The organism is Bacillus cereus group sp. BfR-BA-01379 (assembly GCF_022663605.1).
GTDB classification, from domain to species: Bacteria; Bacillota; Bacilli; order Bacillales; family Bacillaceae_G; genus Bacillus_A; species Bacillus_A mobilis.
In genome coordinates, this window is the sequence record NZ_JAKUFT010000056.1 from 16,064 (window position 1) to 33,182 (window position 17,119).

The window sequence follows — 17,119 nt, forward strand, 5'->3', positions numbered from 1 at the left end:
GCTTCTTAAGAAGCAATAAGCTTTTTTCGTTGTTAGGGGGAGTGTTCATATAATAAACCAAGGTAAAATTGCTAACCCAGAAGTTACAATTGCTGTAGTAAATATTAAAAGCATAGCTCGTTTGTTTTGTTTCATGTCACATTCTCCTTCATATATCAATTGAATGCTATACGTTCATTTTATGATTGATGCCTCACTTTATACTTTTAGTATAATGAATGGAAAGGTTTGGTACGATCGATAAAGGTGACATGAAGATTACATTGTTGTAATGAAAAAAGCACCTTCCTTAATAAGAAGATGCTTTGAAAAAACTATATTGAAGTATTAATCATTTAAGAACAGAACCATATGTTCCTCGTCCCAGTATTGACCGTTATGTTTTAATGAACGCTCTTGTACGCCGTAAGTTTGGAAACCTAATGATTCATATAATTTTTTGGCACCAGCGTTACCAACTACAACATCGAGCATAAGTTGTTCTACATGTAATTTATCGGCGTTTTCAATAATGGCTTTAATTAGAGCTCGTCCTGCTCCAAGGCCACGCGCTTTTGGGGAAACAAAAACGGAACCGATTTTTGCTTTATGTTCTTGTTTAATGAAAGGCTTTATTTCTAAAGTAGCAATGCCGATTAAATCGTTATCTTTGAAGACGCCTAGAGTATACTTATCCGGATTGCTTAATCGTTTTGCCATAGCAGCTACAGGATCCTCATGTTTCAGAACATCTTCATAAGAAGAGCTAAAAGCTTCCGGGTTTTTCGTTAAACCTTCCATACAAACTTTTAAATATATTTCTGCGTCCTCTGTCGTTAATAAGCGAATTTCCATAGTTGTAACCTCCTTGATCGATTTCAAATAAAATAAATCCATTACTTTTATAAGATTGTGTATGCGTATTGGTAGCAGTCTCTTTTAATTTGTAAAAGAATGAAAAGATATATGCTACAATGTTTTGTTTTTAATATGTAATGAAATTATATATTAACTTTATTAACTATTCAAGTCTTTAATATGTTACATTTTCATAACTAAAATAACTCCTCGGTTGAGGAGCTATTTTAGTTATGCGATTGATAGCCATCAATTCGATGTGGGTGTGTGTAAATATTGCAAGAGTCATTTCTAATAAATCCTACGACTGTAATGCCTAAATCATGAGCGAGTTGCAATGCTAGTTTTGTTGGAGCGGATTTAGATAGAACAATTTCACATCCGATTTTTGAAACTTTGAGTAAAATTTCGGATGAAATGCGCCCGCTAAATGCAATGATTTTTCCTTTAACGGATATATCGTTGCGCAAACAATGACCGTATATTTTATCTAATGCATTATGTCTTCCGATATCCATTCTTGATAGGAGGATCTTGTTTCGATCACATAGAGCGGTATTATGAACACCACCGGTTTGGCGAAATGTAGTGGAAGATTGTTGTAACGTATTCATTAAGTAAAAACATTCTTCAGGAGTAACTTTCACGTGTATATCATGTAAATCTTTTGCTTTTGCTGCATCGTTAACGAAAATAAAACCTTGTCTACCTTTTCCGCAGCAAGAAGTGATGTATCGCTTATTATATAAAGTTTGATAGAGCGGATTTACTTTTGATGATTTTACATGGACAATTCCGTTATCTTTTTGCATCCATAATTCTTCAACGTCTTTATAAGAAGAAATAATTCCCTCAGAAATTAAAAAACCAATTACCATATCTTCAATATAGGTTGGTGTGCATACGACTGTTACATATTCTTCACCATTCAATTTAATAGTAATAGGAGATTCTGTAACAATCTCATCCAGTTGTTTTGAAAATGTACCAGATTGATAGCGTACAATTGTATAAGTTTCTTGCGTAGGCTCCATATTAAATTCCCCTTTTATATGTATTTCTCTCCCATGTTTATCATAAAACAATGGAAAAAATAAAAATACCTATTAGGAAGAAGATCACAGATTATTTTGGTTATTATTGTATATGTACGATATAATAGAACTGTAGAATAGTGATATTTTCAAGCTTTCGTAGTTATACCTTATAACATCTAGAATCGACTTCATAAGAAAAGTATTCGGGCAGAGCGTTTCAAAAATATGTACAGTAATGCAGTTTTGAAAACGGATTCACAATTGTGTTGTACAGTTGGTTGTAAGGAGAGGGGAAACTATGGCAGAACAGACAGTCCGTGTAACCGTGGATGGTAAAGAATTTTCCACATCGGGTGAAAAGACGATACTACAATTATTTAACGAGAGTAATTTGGAACATCCTCAAATTTGTCATGTACCAGAAGTAGATCCAATTCAAACTTGTGATACGTGTATTGTAGAAGTAAATGGGAAGTTATTGCGTGCTTGTTCAACGAAGCTCGAGAACGGTATGCATATCGAAAGACAGTCCCAGCGTGCAAAAGAGGCACAGACTGAGGCAATGGATCGAATATTAGAGAACCATTTATTGTATTGTACCGTTTGTGATAACAATAATGGTAACTGTAAAGTCCATAACACAGTACATATGATGGGAATTGAAGAACAGAAATATCCGTATGAGCCGAAAGTAAGTGCTTGTGAAGTGGATATGTCACATCCGTTTTATCGGTATGATCCAAATCAATGTATTGCTTGTGGACAGTGTGTAGAAGTATGTCAAAACTTACAGGTTAATGAAACTATATCGATAGACTGGAACTTAGATCGTCCACGTGTTATATGGGATCATGGTGTAAGTATAAATGACTCATCTTGTGTAAGTTGTGGGCAATGTGTAACAGTATGTCCGTGTAATGCGTTAATGGAAAAATCAATGTTAGGTGAAGCCGGGTTCATGACAGGATTAAAACCAGATGTGTTAGATCCGATGATTGATTTTGTAAAGGATGTAGAGCCGGGATATAGTAGTATTTTAGCGGTTTCAGAAGTAGAGGCTGCGATGCGTAAGACGAAAGTTAATAAAACAAAAACAGTTTGTACATTTTGTGGTGTTGGTTGTTCCTTCGAAGTATGGACGAAAGATCGCCATATATTAAAAGTGCAACCTGTTTCAGATGCACCGGTTAATGGTATTTCCACATGTGTAAAAGGGAAATTTGGATGGGACTTTGTAAATAGTGAAGATCGCATTACGAAGCCATTAATTCGCCAAGGCGATATGTTTGTTGAAGCTACTTGGGAAGAAGCGTTAGAAGTTGTTGCTTCTAACATGCAGCATATTAAATCTGAATACGGCAGCGATGCATTTGGATTCATTTCTTCTTCGAAAGTAACAAATGAAGAGAATTACCTTATGCAAAAACTAGCTCGTCAAATATATGGAACGAATAATGTGGACAACTGCTCCCGTTATTGCCAATCTCCAGCGACAGACGGTTTATTTAAAACTGTCGGTATGGGCGGGGATGCTGGAACAGTGAAAGATATAGCGGAAGCAGGCCTTGTTATTATCGTTGGTGCGAATCCAACAGAAGGACATCCTGTACTTGCGACGAGAGTAAAACGTGCTCATAAATTACACGAGCAAAAACTAATTGTAGCAGACCTTCGTAAGCATGAAATGGCAGAGCGTGCGGATTTATTTATTCATCCGCGCCAAGGTACGGATTACGTATGGCTTGCTGGTATTACGAAATATATTATTGATCAAGATTGGCATGATAAAAAGTTTTTAGCTGAAAATGTGAAGAACTTTGATGAATATAGCAAAATGTTAGAAAAGTATACGCTTGATTATACAGAAGAAATTACGGGGATTTCGAAAGGAAATCTGAAAGACATGGCTCGTATGGTATATGAAGCAGATGGTACTTGTATACTTTGGGGAATGGGTGTAACGCAAAATACAGGAGGAAGTACGACATCAGCAGCAATTTCAAATTTACTACTTGTTACGGGTAACTATCGTCGTCCTGGTGCAGGTGCATACCCATTACGAGGACATAATAACGTACAAGGTGCTTGTGATATGGCAACATTACCAAACTGGCTTCCTGGTTATCAAGCAGTATCAGATGATACGCTTCGTGCGAAATTTGAAAAAGCATACGGTACAACTATTCCGAAAGCACCAGGATTAAATAATATTGCAATGTTACTTGCAGCGGAAGAAGGAAAACTACGCGGTATGTATGTGATGGGTGAAGAAATGGCTTTAGTCGATTCAAATGCGAACCATGTGCAACATATTTTATCGAATTTAGACTTCCTCGTTGTTCAAGATATGTTCTTATCAAAAACAGCTCGTTTCGCCGATGTTATTTTACCAGCGGCACCAAGCTTAGAAAAAGAAGGAACGTTTACGAATACAGAGCGCCGTATTCAAAGGTTATATGAAGTATTGAAACCGCTTGGTGATTCAAAACCAGACTGGTGGATTTTGCAAAAAGTTGCTCGTGCACTAGGCGGGGATTGGAATTACGAAAGTCCAAGTGAAATTATGGATGAAATCGCATCACTTGCACCGTTATACTCTCAAGCGACGTACGACCGTCTAGAAGGATGGAATAGTTTATGTTGGGGTAGTCATGATGGTAGCGATACACCGCTATTATATGTAGATGGATTTAACTTCCCAGATAAACTTGCTCGTTTATCATTAGATGAATGGGTGCCACCGGTTGTAGCGCCAGATGAGTATGATTTACTTTTAAATAATGGTCGTATGCTAGAACATTTCCATGAAGGGAACATGACGAATAAGTCGGCTGGTATTTTATCTAAAGTATCTGAAGTATTCGTTGAAATCTCACCTGAACTCGCTATAGAGCGCAATGTGAAAGATGGTGGTCTTGTGGAATTAGCATCACCATTTGGAAAAATTAAAGTACAGGCGCTTGTTACAGATCGTGTAACGGGGAAAGAGCTATATTTACCGATGCATGCAACGATAAATGAAGAAGCAATTAATATTTTAACTGGGACGGCAACAGACCTTTATACATGTACACCAGCATATAAACAAACGATGGTGAAAATGCGTGTATTACGTGAAAAGGGAAATCGTCCGTTACCATCTTCAAACCCGCGAGATAAAAAGCGTAATCCGCAAAATGGTGTTGAAATCGAGCAAAAGTGGCAAAGAAAACAATACGTATCACTTGTGGACTAGGGGGCGGAGATAGTGGCGAAAGAAATTACGTTAATTAAAAAGAAAGTTGTAACAGAGGAAGAACAGAAACAGCAAGTAGCAGATGAACTTTTAAATGAGCTATCTAATAATCGTGAAGCAGTAGAGGAAACGATGCAGCTGTTAGCACAGTTACAGAAGGCTGGGATATTAGATGCGGCGATTAGTTTACTTGCTGCGAAGGAAGATGTTTCAAAAATCGCTGTGGAGCAATTAAATCGTGAACCAGTTAAAAATGCACTCAACAATATGATGGGAGCGGGGGAAGCGCTATCCGCAGTTGACCCAGAAGTAACGAAGCAAATCACATCGAGTTTAGTTACTGGATTGCAATTTGCAACAGATGAATTAAATAATGGTAAAAAAACAAAAGTGATGGATTTCTTTAAAGTGTTAAAAGATCCAGATATCAATAGAGCCATTACATTCGGTTTTAGCTTCTTGAAAGCATTTGGGCAAGGGCTAGAGAAAAAATAGAGTAAATGAAAAAAGTGATGGGAAGTAGCCATCACTTTTTTCATTGTATGTATAAGAGTGTTCATGTTAGGCGGAATATATTATTATTAAAAAGATGGATTAGAAATGGAAATATGGAATCCATCTCAAATATCGTTTTAGAATGTGGAGGAATATATGCAACACCGTAAAAGACTATCTATACCAGGAGTAATGAGACATTCCTTTCAAACTGTTAGATTTGCTTTTTGGAATGTGTTAACATTCCAACTTGCTTATAAATTGTTAGCAGCGATTGTGTTTATCCCACTTTTCGGTATTATTTTCAATAAGTTGTTGTACTTTGGTGGGTATGCAAATGCAACAAATGATGAGTTATTAGCATTTTTGAAAACACCATACGGGATTTTGGCGATTGTAATTTTATCTATATTGGCATTGTTTCTTATCTTTACAGAGTTTGCAGTACTTATTATCATTTCGTACTTCGCTCATAAAAGGCAAAAGGTGAGATTACGTCCAATTTTGTATAAAACAGTAACGTATTTACCTTCCCTGTTTACATATTGCTTACCTGGATTTGTTTTGTATGCAGTTGTACTATTACCGCTATTAAGTATGGGGTATAAATCTGCATTGATTCCTGAAATTCAAATTCCTAATTTTATTACAGGTGAACTATTTAAGACAACAATGGGGCAAGTTGGGTATTATACTTTCTTCGCTGTAGTTGCCTATTTAAATCTTCGTTGGATTTTTGTTTTACCTATTATTGTTTTAGAGGAAAAGCCATTCCGCACGGCAGCACGCAAAAGCGCAAACTTAGTAAAAGAAAGCTTCTTTAAAGTATTGTTCTTTTTAGTAGGTTTTTTCATATCTGTAGGAATCGTCTTTCTTTTTTGTGTAGGAATTTATTTACTTTGTCTGTGGGGAGTATATGAATTTACAAACCCAGAAGGGACATTTGCGTTGCTAGCAGAGTCAACTATCTCAGTCTTCTTAACAAGTACATTGTATCTATTTAGCTTTATTATGACGCCGTTTTACATTATGGCGTTAACGAGATTGTATTTACAAAAGGTTCCGGTTGAAGATGTTTTATTAGAAGAAGGATTAGATTATTCAAAAACGAAAGCGGATAAATGTTTCTTCCAAAAACATCGTTGGAAATTTATTGGTGTATATATTGTAGGAATTATTACTGCAGGGATGGTAGTTGCCTTCATTGTGACCTTTATTACAAACACATATAAAGAACCAATTATTATGGCTCATCGTGGTTATATTTCAAAAGGTGTAGAGAATACGAAGGAAGCTGTACAGGGGGCTATTGATGCGAAAGCAGATTATGCTGAAATTGATGTACTGCAAACAAAAGACGGTGAACTAGCAGTTATACATGATTTGAAGCTGAAACGTCTTGCTAATGCTAATGTTCATGTGTCAGATTTAACGATGGACGAGTTAAGACAGCTTACCCTTAGTCAAGATGGTTTTTCAGGACAAATCAGTACACTTGATGAAATCATTAAGCTGGCAAAGGGGAAAATCAAGCTTAATATTGAAGTGAAGCTTCATGGTGGCGAAAAAGATTTCGTAAACAAAGTATTAAAAGCGATTAAAGATAATGAATTTGAGAAGCAATGTGTCATTCAAACGTTACATTACCCGCTTATTAAAGAATTTAAGCGTGCAAATCCAGATATAAAAGTCGGATATATACTGTATGCAAGTAGAGCCAACTTAAAGAATGTGAAAGCTGATTTTTATGTAGCGGAAGAATATATGTTAAATAAGAAGTTAGTAAAAGAAGCAAGGAAGTTAAACAAGCCAATTTACGTATGGACAGTAAATGATATGGAAAGTTTAAAGGGATACTATAAGTTAAACGTAGATGGTATCATTACCGATTATCCTGAAGATGCACGTGAGACAATTAAGATGTTAAAAGAACAAGAAGCGGAAGAAAGTGATCTGTTCGATAAAATTAGTGAAACAACAGATGATTTATTTTCTAAGTTATTTATAAGTTACCCAGCTGCTGGCTAAATGCCCGCAGCTGTTTTTTTATGAAAAGAATATATCCCTAAAGTAATGTGCAAATTAATAACTGTATATGTATACGGCATCAATGGGGTTTCTTACATTGTTACATTATTGTCGAATAATAAATGATTGCTACTTATTTTTAAGGAGTATAATAAAAATAGAGTGATAGATAATGAGATGTAACGAAGAGCCTAATAGAATCAATGTTCCATATATTTACACTATTCTAAATATATAAACTTTAAAAAAATGATATGTTAGCGTTTTCATAATTTTTAAGTTATGCTAGAATAAGGACATAAGTTATTAATTATTACAAAAAGAAAAAAGACTTTCTTTTTTCTGTTAATTATAAGGGGGCATTTCATTATGCGTATTGGGGTACCAGCAGAAATTAAAAACAACGAAAACCGTGTGGCAATGACACCAGCAGGTGTTGTACATTTAATTCGTAACAATCACGAAGTATTCATTCAAAAGGGTGCAGGTTTAGGATCTGGTTTCACAGATGCTCAGTATGTTGAAGCGGGAGCGAAAATCGTTGATACAGCTGAAGAAGCTTGGAACATGGAAATGGTTATGAAAGTTAAGGAACCAGTTGAAAGCGAATACAAACACTTCAGCGAAGGTTTAATCTTATTCACATACTTACACTTAGCTCCAGAGCCAGAATTAACAAAAGCGTTAATCGAGAAGAAAGTTGTTGCAATTGCATACGAAACAGTACAATTAGAAAATCGTTCTCTACCATTACTTGCACCTATGAGTGAAGTAGCTGGTCGTATGGCTGCACAAATTGGTGCACAATTCCTTGAGAAAAACAAAGGCGGTAAAGGTATCTTACTTGCAGGTGTTCCAGGGGTTAAACGTGGTAAAGTAACAATTATCGGTGGTGGACAAGCTGGTACAAATGCTGCTAAAATTGCAGTTGGACTAGGTGCGGATGTAACAATCATCGACTTAAGTGCAGAACGTCTTCGTCAATTAGATGACATTTTCGGAAACCAAGTAAAAACTTTAATGTCTAATCCTTACAATATTGCAGAAGCTGTAAAAGAGTCTGATCTTGTAATCGGTGCAGTATTAATCCCAGGTGCAAAAGCGCCAAAACTTGTAACAGAAGAAATGATTAAATCAATGGAACCAGGTTCTGTTGTTGTAGATATCGCGATTGACCAAGGTGGTATTTTCGAAACAACTGACCGTATTACAACTCATGATAACCCAACTTACGAAAAACACGGCGTTGTTCATTATGCAGTTGCAAACATGCCAGGTGCGGTTCCACGTACATCAACTCTTGCATTAACAAACGTAACAGTACCATATGCAGTACAAATTGCTAACAAAGGCTACAAAGAAGCTTGCCTAGGCAACTCTGCATTACTAAAAGGTATTAACACATTAGATGGTTATGTAACATTCGAAGCAGTTGCAGAAGCTCACGGTGTAGAATACAAAGGTGCTAAAGAATTATTAGAAGCAGAAACAGTATCTTGCTAATAGAAGCATTATACAAAACAAAATCGAACAATATATAAAACAACATGATAAGAGCTAAGAGTGAATATCTCTTAGCTCTTCTTGGCAAAAGGGGGCATACATCGTGGCCAACCTATTTAAAAAGAAATCCGTTACGCAATTGTTAGGGGAAAGTAAAAGTAAAACTTTAACGAAAACGCTAGGGGCATTCGACCTAACAATGCTAGGGATTGGTGCGATAATCGGTACAGGAGTTCTAGTATTAACAGGATTAGTAGCAGCAAGAGATGCTGGTCCAGCAGTTATTTTTTCATTCATGATTGCAGCGATTGTTTGTGGATTTGCAGCGTTATGTTATGCAGAAGTTGCATCTACACTGCCGGTTTCAGGTAGTGTCTACACATACTCATATGCGACAATTGGTGAGTTTATTGCCCACTTAATGGGATGGACATTACTATCCGTATATGTCGTAACAACTGCCGCAGTAGCTGGTGGATGGACAGGTTATTTTAATAACTTAGTGAGTGGGTTTGGATTACACATTCCAACAGAGCTGTTAAAGATTCCATCACAAGGTGGTATCGTGAATTTACCAGCAATTATCATTACATTAGTTTTAACTTGGTTACTATCAAGAGGTACGAAAGAAAGTAAGCGCGTGAATAACATAATGGTATTAATTAAAATTGGTATTGTTGTTTTATTCATTGCGGTTGGTGCGTTTTACGTACAACCAGAAAACTGGACACCATTTATGCCGTACGGTGTTAGTGGAGTCTTTGCCGGAGGGGCAGCAGTATTCTTTGCTTTCTTAGGATTTGATGCATTAGCAACTTCTGCTGAAGAAGTGAAAAATCCGCAACGTGATTTACCGATTGGTATTATTGCTTCGTTAATTATTTGTACAATCATTTATGTTGTAGTTTGTCTTGTTATGACAGGTATGGTTTCTTATAAAGAATTAGATGTACCAGAAGCTATGGCATATGTGTTAGAAGTTGTAGGTCAAGATAAAGTAGCGGGTGTAATCGCAGTTGGAGCTGTAATTGGTATTATGGCTGTAATTTTTGCTTACATTTATGCAACGACACGTGTATTCTTCGCGATGAGCCGTGATGGTTTATTACCAAAATCATTTGCGAAAATTAATAAGAAAACAGAAGCGCCAGTATTCTCAACTTGGTTAACAGGTATTGGTAGTGCTTTAATTGCTGGATTTGTCGATTTAAAAGAATTGTCGAATTTAGCGAATATTGGAGCATTGTTAACGTTTGCGATGGTTGGTGTGACGGTTATTATTCTTCGTAAAACACATCCGAATTTACAACGTGGATTTGTGGTACCACTTGTACCAACGCTACCTATTATTTCAATCGCATGTTGTCTATTCTTAATGTTTAACTTACCATTAACAACATGGATCTACTTCGGTGTTTGGTTAGCAATTGGAGTAGTTGTATACTTTGTTTATTCGAAAAAACATAGTCATTTAAAAGACGATGGAAGTTCGCAAGATAATTTAGAACAAGCTAATTAAAAGCTGAATTAAAAGGGATATAAGTATAGTAAGCCTTGTGCGTCTAGGGAACGCGCAAGGCTTTTTTCTTTTGTGTAAAATGTACATCTTTTTTGTATGAGAATGTAATGGATGCGGAAAATATGGGTAGATCTTTTGTAAATGTGAACGAAACGTTCAAAAAAAATGTATGAGATTTCATTGACACATATGAATAGGCGCTCATATAATAAGAGTATAAGATATATGAATGATTGTTCATATGTTCAAATGAAGAGGTGAGCTATAATGGCTGGAAATAAAGTGGAAACACCACAAGAGACATGTTCTCAAACAGTAATTCATGAAGAAGTTGTTGATCAAGTAAAACAAACAATTCCAACTGATGAAAGTTTAAGTAAAGTAGCAGAACTATTTAAAGTATTAGGTGATCGTACACGTACGAGAATATTACATGCATTATTTGAAGCTGAAATGTGTGTTTGTGATTTAGCGTATTTATTAGGAATGACACAATCATCTATTTCACATCAGCTTCGTGTGTTAAAGCAAGCGAAACTTGTAAAGAATCGTAAAGAAGGCAAGGTCGTTTATTATTCGTTAGCTGACCAGCACGTAATTCATATCTTCGAGCAAGCGTTTGAACACGTAAACGAGGAAGAATAAAAAAGAACGCGAGGAGGGAGAACGATGGCTGAAGCATTAGTGAAAAAGAAACTGATGTTAGAAGGTTTAGATTGTGCGAACTGTGCAATGAAAATTGAAAAAGGTGTTGGGAATATAGAAGGAGTAAATTCTTGCTCTGTAAATTTTGCGACAAAAACAATGATTTTAGAAACAGCACAAAATAAAGAAAGCGAAGTTGTTACAGAAGCGAAACAACTCGTTACAAAATTAGAACCGCACATTAAAGTGGAAGAAGAAAAAAATACAAAAGTAGCAAAAGAAGTGTTCATATTAGAAGGTTTAGATTGCGCAAACTGTGCGATGAAGATTGAAAATAAAGTGAAAGAAATGCCAACTGTTTCAGCAGCAACTGTTGATTTCGTATCAAAGAAATTACGAGTTGAAGTAGCGAATAAAAGAGAATTAGAAGCGACTGTAGCAAATATAACAAATGTCGTTCAAAAGTTAGAACCAGATGTGAAAGTGGTTCGTGAAGAAAAGGGTGGCCATGACCACGGGCATAGTCACGACCATGGTGAAGCAAATGTGAAAAAGATGGTAGGACGATTAGTGGTCGGCGGAATTTTGACAGCAATTGCTGCATTAGCTGGTTTACCACAAATGATCACAATTCCGTTATTCGTCGTTGCGTATTTATTAATAGGTGGAGATATCGTTTGGAGAGCGGTAAGAAACATAACTCGTGGCCAAGTGTTCGATGAGAACTTCTTAATGGCAATTGCAACACTAGGAGCTTTTGCGATTCAACAATATTCAGAAGCTGTTGCGGTAATGCTATTCTATCAAGTGGGGGAACTATTCCAAAGTATTGCGGTCAATCGCTCCCGAAAATCAATTACTTCATTAATGGATATCCGTCCTGATTATGCGAATGTGAAGGTTGGAAATGAAACGAAACAAGTATCACCAGAAGATGTACAAATCGGCGATTATATTATCGTGAAGCCTGGTGAGAAAGTACCATTAGACGGAAAAGTGGTTGAAGGAACATCAATGGTAGATACTTCAGCATTGACTGGTGAATCTGTACCACGTGAAGTCGAAGTTGGAAATGATGTATTAAGTGGTTTTGTGAACCAAAATGGTGTATTAACAATTGAAGTTACAAAAGAATTTGGTGAATCAACTGTATCAAAAATTTTAGATTTAGTTCAAAATGCAAGCAGTAAAAAAGCGCCAACAGAAAACTTTATTACGAAGTTCGCGCGTTACTATACTCCAGTTGTAGTTATTACAGCAGCGATTATGGCGTTTATTCCACCACTTATTTTAGAAGGAGCTACATTCTCAGAATGGATTTATAGAGCTTTAGTGTTCTTAGTAATCTCTTGTCCATGTGCGTTAGTTGTATCTATTCCTCTTGGATTCTTTGGAGGAATTGGTGGTGCATCTAAAAGTGGTGTGTTAATAAAAGGAAGTAACTATTTAGAAGCTTTAAATGATGTGAAATATATTGTTTTTGATAAAACGGGAACATTAACAAAAGGCGTCTTCAAAGTTACAAAAATGGAACCAAGCGAAGGTATTACAAATGAAGAATTATTAGAGTATGCAGCATTTGCTGAAGTGTATTCTAATCATCCAATTGCACAATCGATTCGAAAGGCATATGGAAAATCAATTGATGAAAAAATAATCGATGATTATAACGAAATTTCTGGTCACGGTACAGTCGTAAAAGTACAAGGAAAAGAAATTTTTGCAGGTAATGCTAAGTTAATGAGAAAAGAAAATATTACATTTAAGCAACCAGAAACTGTAGGTACATTAGTTCACGTTGCTGTAGATGGGGAATATGCAGGTTATATCGTTATCTCTGATGAGGTAAAAGAAGATTCAAAACAAGCAATTCAAAAATTAAAAGAACTAGGTATTAAGAAGACAGTCATGTTAACTGGTGATGCAAAAGCAGTTGGTGAAGCTGTCGGTAAGGAATTAGGTTTAGATGAAGTTCATGCAGAACTATTACCGCAACAAAAAGTAGAAGAAATCGAAAAAATTGATGCGGCGAAGAACGGAAAAGAAAAGGTTGCTTTCGTTGGTGATGGTATTAATGACACACCGGTATTAGCAAGAGCAGATGTTGGTATTGCGATGGGTGGTTTAGGATCAGATGCAGCGATTGAGGCAGCAGACATCGTTATTATGACTGATGAGCCTTCAAAAATTGCAACAGCCTTAAACATCGCAAAACGTACACGACGCATTGTATGGCAGAATATCATCTTTGCATTAGGGGTAAAAGGATTAGTTTTATTACTTGGTGCTTTTGGTATTGCAACAATGTGGGAAGCTGTCTTCTCAGATGTTGGTGTGACACTACTTGCAGTGCTAAATGCAATGCGTGTACTACGAGTGAAAGATTTATAAAAAAGAGGACGCAACCTGCGTCCTCTTTTTTAGGTTATTTGGTTGAAATTGACTCAATAAAATATTTGTCTTATTATTTTAATATATTTTCCACAAAGGTATATATCGTATTGAAAAAACAGAGAAGGAGAAGCTTCTCTGTTTTATCCCGCTTTAATGGGCAGTAAGACCCCTATCTCAAAATTTAGCGAAAGCAAAGAATTTAGGTGGGGGGCGGGCTGCCCATTAAAGTCCGATTGGTGAGGGCTAATAATCAGTGGGGGATGAAGAAAAAACCCACTGATTAAAGTTTCACTTTATTTTTGTATATTTTTTTCAACTTGTTCTCGAACAGTTTGAATGTAATTCATTTTATGATCCCAACATTCTTGACTTAAATCAACAGGGTACTCTTCGGGATTTAAAGTTCGCATATACTCTTCCCAAAATAGTGCGAGACTCTGTTCATTATATTTTTGAATATCTAATATACCTGGTAGTTCATATGTTCTTTCGCCGTTAACGAAAATGTCTTTATGCAGTTCGCGAGCTTCAAAGTTTGTTACAAATTTACTTATATACGTGTGAACAGGGTGAAACATTTTTAAGCGTTCTTCTTTTCCAGGTTCTTCAGAATCTAATGCAATATAATCGCCTTCTGCATGATCATTAACTCGATTGATAATACGATAAATTCGTTTCAGTCCTGGAGTCGTAATTTTTTCAGGGTTAGATGAAATTTTAATTGTATCATTTAACTTTCCATCCGTATCTTCAATCGCCACGAGTTTATAAACAGCCCCTAATGCCGGTTGCTCAAAGGATGTAATTAATTTTGTTCCAACACCCCATACATCAATTTTTGCTCCTTGAGATTTCAAATGCATAATTGTGTATTCGTCTAAATCGCTAGAAGCAATAATTTTTGTATGTGTAAACCCAGCTTCATCTAGTAGTTTTCTTGCTTTTTTAGATAAATAAGCCATATCACCACTATCAAGGCGAATGCCATAAAAATCGATACGATCTCCAAACTCTTTCGCGACGCGAATCGCATTTGGAACACCTGATTTTAAAGTGTCGTATGTATCAACGAGAAAGACGCATTTTTTATGAGTTTCAGCGTATTTCTTAAACGCGACATATTCATCGCGATACGCTTGAACGAAAGAGTGAGCGTGTGTGCCGGCTACAGGTATCCCGAAGCGTTTTCCAGCACGAACGTTACTCGTAGACGAAAACCCACCAATAAAGGCAGCACGTGTGCCCCAAAGAGCAGCGTCAAACTCGTGAGCACGTCTTGTACCAAACTCTAAAAGTTCATCATTATTTGCAGCGTGCTTCATACGAGCAGCTTTTGTTGCAATTAATGTTTGGTAATTCACAATGTTTAACAGGGCAGTTTCAATAATTTGTGCTTCGCCGAGCGGTGCATCCACACGTAATAAAGGCTCGTTATTAAATACAACTTCACCTTCTTGCATACTTCGAATGGTCCCAGTGAATTTCATATTTTGTAAATACTGAAGGAATTCTTCTTCAAATTGTAATTCTGATAAATAAGCGATATCGCTTTCGGTAAAGCTGAAGTTTTCTATGTACTCTACAATCTTTTCAAGGCCAGCAAAAACAGCATAACCGTTCTCGAATGGAAGCTTTCGAAAGTATAAATCAAACACCGAGCGGCGATTATGAATACCATCTTTCCAATATGTATAAGCCATATTAATTTGATATAAATCTGTATGTAAGGCATAGCTATCGTCTTTATAATAAGTCATCGCGAAAACACCTCCATAATTTGGTTATAGTATACCAATTTTTCATCGCTCGTAGCAAAGAATGGATATGAAAGTATAGTCAAGAAAGAAAAAAATGAAATATTGCATATTTTTTAGAAAATTAACATTTATCAATTTATATTTCTCAAGATTTTATGTATTATTAGAGTAATGGGGGTAATGAGAATGGAGGAGGACAATGCAACAAACATTAGAAAAAATAGGCAAACAAGTCTTTTATAAACGGCTACAGCAAAAAATGACACAAGAAGAATTATGTCAGGGCATTTGTTCTGTCTCATACTTAAGTAAAATCGAAAATGGAAAGATCGAAGCATCAGAAGAAATTCTACAATTGCTCTGCACAAGGTTAGAAATTGCCGTGACGGATTTGAGAGATGTAGAAGAAGATGTGAAGGGGAAGCTCGATGAATGGTTAAATGCATTAATCCGTTTGGAAAAGGCACAAGTTGAGCGCATCTATAATGAATTGCAAGAAGATATGCAACACGTTTTAGATTTTGAAATTATAAATTATTATAAACTACTTAATATACGTTATTTACTGATGAAAAGAGACTTGCCGGTAATCGCAGAAGAATTAGAGCAGCTTAAGAAGGCATATAAGAAATTCTCGCCTTTTCAGAAGTTGTTGTATACGTATAGTAAAGGATTATTATGCTGTTTACAATATAAGTGGAAACAGGGATTAAGTCATTTATTAGAGACAGAAATTATGGCAAAAGAGCTAGGGTATCATGAGACAGGAATTTATTATAATATCGCTCTTACTTATAGTCATTTGGAAATCCAGCATCTTACGTTGCACTTTGCGAATATTGCACTAGAGGCATTTAGAAATGAGTATAAATTTCGGAACGTGATAAACTGTCAAATTCTTATTGCATTAAGTTATGCGGAACAAGGGCAATATGAAGAAGCTTTAGAAATGTATAAGAGCATACTGAGGGAATCAGAGGCTTTTGCGGATAAAGATGTTTTAATGGCTATTACTTTAAGTAATATTGGGAATATATATTATAAAAAGAAAAAATATAATCAAGCGAAAGATTATTATTTAGAGAGTTTACAACTTCAAAAACAAATAGATTTAAATTATATAGACACATTATATGAAATGGCATTAGCTTGTATTAAATTAGAACAGTTTGAAGAAGCGAGAGAATGGATTGATAAAGGTATTGTCGCTGCCAAACGTGAAGAGAGATTTAATACAAAATTATATTTACTGCTTATGCTTCGAAATAAGTATTTTGAAGAGGCACGAGAGTATAAACAATTTTTGGAATTAGAAGCTATTCCGTTTTATAAATCAGCAGGTAATAAAATAGAACTGAAGAAAGTATATGTGGAGCTTGCGGAATACTTTTCTAAATCACTGAACTTTGAACAAAGTAATCACTATTATAAGCTAGTTATTGAAATGTTAGAAAGTCATAAGGAGGATGAAAAATGAAAAAAGCATTAGCTGGAGTTTTAGCAGTTGCAGTAGTACTTACAATTGTCGGTGGAGTACAGTATACGAGTAAACCAGATACTTATGGATTAGATTTGAGTGTATCACAAACTGTAAATGTATAATGTTGAGAAACCCCTTTCCAATCGGAAAGGGGTTTTTTCAATATTTGTTCCTCAAAATTCTACAACA

General features: G+C 35.8%; 12 protein-coding genes. 9 read left to right on the forward strand and 3 right to left on the reverse strand.

All coding sequences use genetic code 11. The annotated features are described in order from the left end of the window. Positions 1-327: 327 nt before the first annotated feature. Both MR113_RS19325 and fdhD read right to left on the reverse strand, forming a co-directional pair. The gene (locus tag MR113_RS19325) at positions 328-834 is read right to left on the reverse strand and encodes a GNAT family N-acetyltransferase (RefSeq protein ID WP_242256268.1); all 507 of its coding nucleotides are present in this window, start codon (positions 832-834) and stop codon (positions 328-330) included. Positions 835-1,064: 230 nt separating this feature from the next. After that, entirely contained in the window at positions 1,065-1,871 is an 807-nt protein-coding gene (gene fdhD, locus MR113_RS19330; RefSeq protein ID WP_242256270.1) for a formate dehydrogenase accessory sulfurtransferase FdhD, read from the reverse strand. A 301-nt stretch (positions 1,872-2,172) separates the two neighbouring features. Here fdhD and fdhF point away from each other — a divergent pair, with 301 nt between their 5' ends. The 7 genes from fdhF (at position 2,173) to MR113_RS19365 (ending at position 13,690) form a co-directional block, all read left to right on the forward strand. Further along, positions 2,173-5,109: a formate dehydrogenase subunit alpha gene (gene fdhF / locus MR113_RS19335; RefSeq protein ID WP_242256272.1), complete on the forward strand. Its 2,937-nt coding sequence runs from the start codon at positions 2,173-2,175 to the stop codon at positions 5,107-5,109. A gap of 12 nt (positions 5,110-5,121) precedes the next feature. Continuing rightward, entirely contained in the window at positions 5,122-5,604 is a 483-nt protein-coding gene (locus MR113_RS19340; protein WP_071720958.1) for a helical membrane plugin domain-containing protein, read from the forward strand. 156 nt (positions 5,605-5,760) lie between these two features. Further along, on the forward strand, positions 5,761-7,632 hold the full coding sequence (locus MR113_RS19345) for a glycerophosphoryl diester phosphodiesterase membrane domain-containing protein (RefSeq protein ID WP_242256274.1): 1,872 nt from the start codon (positions 5,761-5,763) through the stop codon (positions 7,630-7,632). Between the two features lie 369 nt (positions 7,633-8,001). Further along, the gene (gene ald, locus MR113_RS19350) at positions 8,002-9,135 is read left to right on the forward strand and encodes an alanine dehydrogenase (protein ID WP_048562854.1); all 1,134 of its coding nucleotides are present in this window, start codon (positions 8,002-8,004) and stop codon (positions 9,133-9,135) included. 103 nt (positions 9,136-9,238) lie between these two features. Further along, positions 9,239-10,654, forward strand: coding sequence for an amino acid permease (locus MR113_RS19355; RefSeq protein WP_242256276.1), 1,416 nt, complete (start codon positions 9,239-9,241; stop codon positions 10,652-10,654). 267 nt (positions 10,655-10,921) lie between these two features. Beyond that, complete coding sequence (locus MR113_RS19360; protein WP_061676976.1) at positions 10,922-11,299, forward strand: ArsR/SmtB family transcription factor; 378 nt, start codon at positions 10,922-10,924, stop codon at positions 11,297-11,299. Positions 11,300-11,323: 24 nt separating this feature from the next. Then, the gene (locus MR113_RS19365; RefSeq protein WP_242256278.1) at positions 11,324-13,690 is read left to right on the forward strand and encodes a heavy metal translocating P-type ATPase; all 2,367 of its coding nucleotides are present in this window, start codon (positions 11,324-11,326) and stop codon (positions 13,688-13,690) included. A gap of 296 nt (positions 13,691-13,986) precedes the next feature. Here MR113_RS19365 and MR113_RS19370 read toward each other — a convergent pair whose 3' ends face one another. Next, complete coding sequence (locus MR113_RS19370; RefSeq protein WP_242256280.1) at positions 13,987-15,450, reverse strand: nicotinate phosphoribosyltransferase; 1,464 nt, start codon at positions 15,448-15,450, stop codon at positions 13,987-13,989. Positions 15,451-15,649: 199 nt separating this feature from the next. On the opposite strand from MR113_RS19370, the gene MR113_RS19375 reads away from it, so the two are divergent. Both MR113_RS19375 and MR113_RS19380 read left to right on the forward strand, forming a co-directional pair. Next, positions 15,650-16,927: a tetratricopeptide repeat protein gene (locus tag MR113_RS19375; RefSeq protein ID WP_242256283.1), complete on the forward strand. Its 1,278-nt coding sequence runs from the start codon at positions 15,650-15,652 to the stop codon at positions 16,925-16,927. Beyond that, entirely contained in the window at positions 16,924-17,052 is a 129-nt protein-coding gene (locus MR113_RS19380) for an NprX family peptide pheromone (RefSeq protein ID WP_242256288.1), read from the forward strand. The genes MR113_RS19375 and MR113_RS19380 overlap by 4 nt, the downstream gene beginning before the upstream one ends. Positions 17,053-17,119 lie beyond the last annotated feature (67 nt).

Bases quoted from the DNA above. Each gene is read 5' to 3' on its own strand.
- MR113_RS19325 (WP_242256268.1), bottom strand. From the start codon at position 834: ATGGAAATTCGCTTATTAACGACAGAGGACGCAGAAATATATTTAAAA.
- fdhD (WP_242256270.1), bottom strand. From the start codon at position 1,871: ATGGAGCCTACGCAAGAAACTTATACAATTGTACGCTATCAATCTGGT.
- MR113_RS19360 (WP_061676976.1), top strand. From the start codon at position 10,922: ATGGCTGGAAATAAAGTGGAAACACCACAAGAGACATGTTCTCAAACA.
- MR113_RS19380 (WP_242256288.1), top strand. From the start codon at position 16,924: ATGAAAAAAGCATTAGCTGGAGTTTTAGCAGTTGCAGTAGTACTTACA.
- fdhF (WP_242256272.1), top strand. From the start codon at position 2,173: ATGGCAGAACAGACAGTCCGTGTAACCGTGGATGGTAAAGAATTTTCC.
- MR113_RS19370 (WP_242256280.1), bottom strand. From the start codon at position 15,450: ATGACTTATTATAAAGACGATAGCTATGCCTTACATACAGATTTATAT.
- ald (WP_048562854.1), top strand. From the start codon at position 8,002: ATGCGTATTGGGGTACCAGCAGAAATTAAAAACAACGAAAACCGTGTG.
- MR113_RS19345 (WP_242256274.1), top strand. From the start codon at position 5,761: ATGCAACACCGTAAAAGACTATCTATACCAGGAGTAATGAGACATTCC.
- MR113_RS19375 (WP_242256283.1), top strand. From the start codon at position 15,650: ATGCAACAAACATTAGAAAAAATAGGCAAACAAGTCTTTTATAAACGG.
- MR113_RS19365 (WP_242256278.1), top strand. From the start codon at position 11,324: ATGGCTGAAGCATTAGTGAAAAAGAAACTGATGTTAGAAGGTTTAGAT.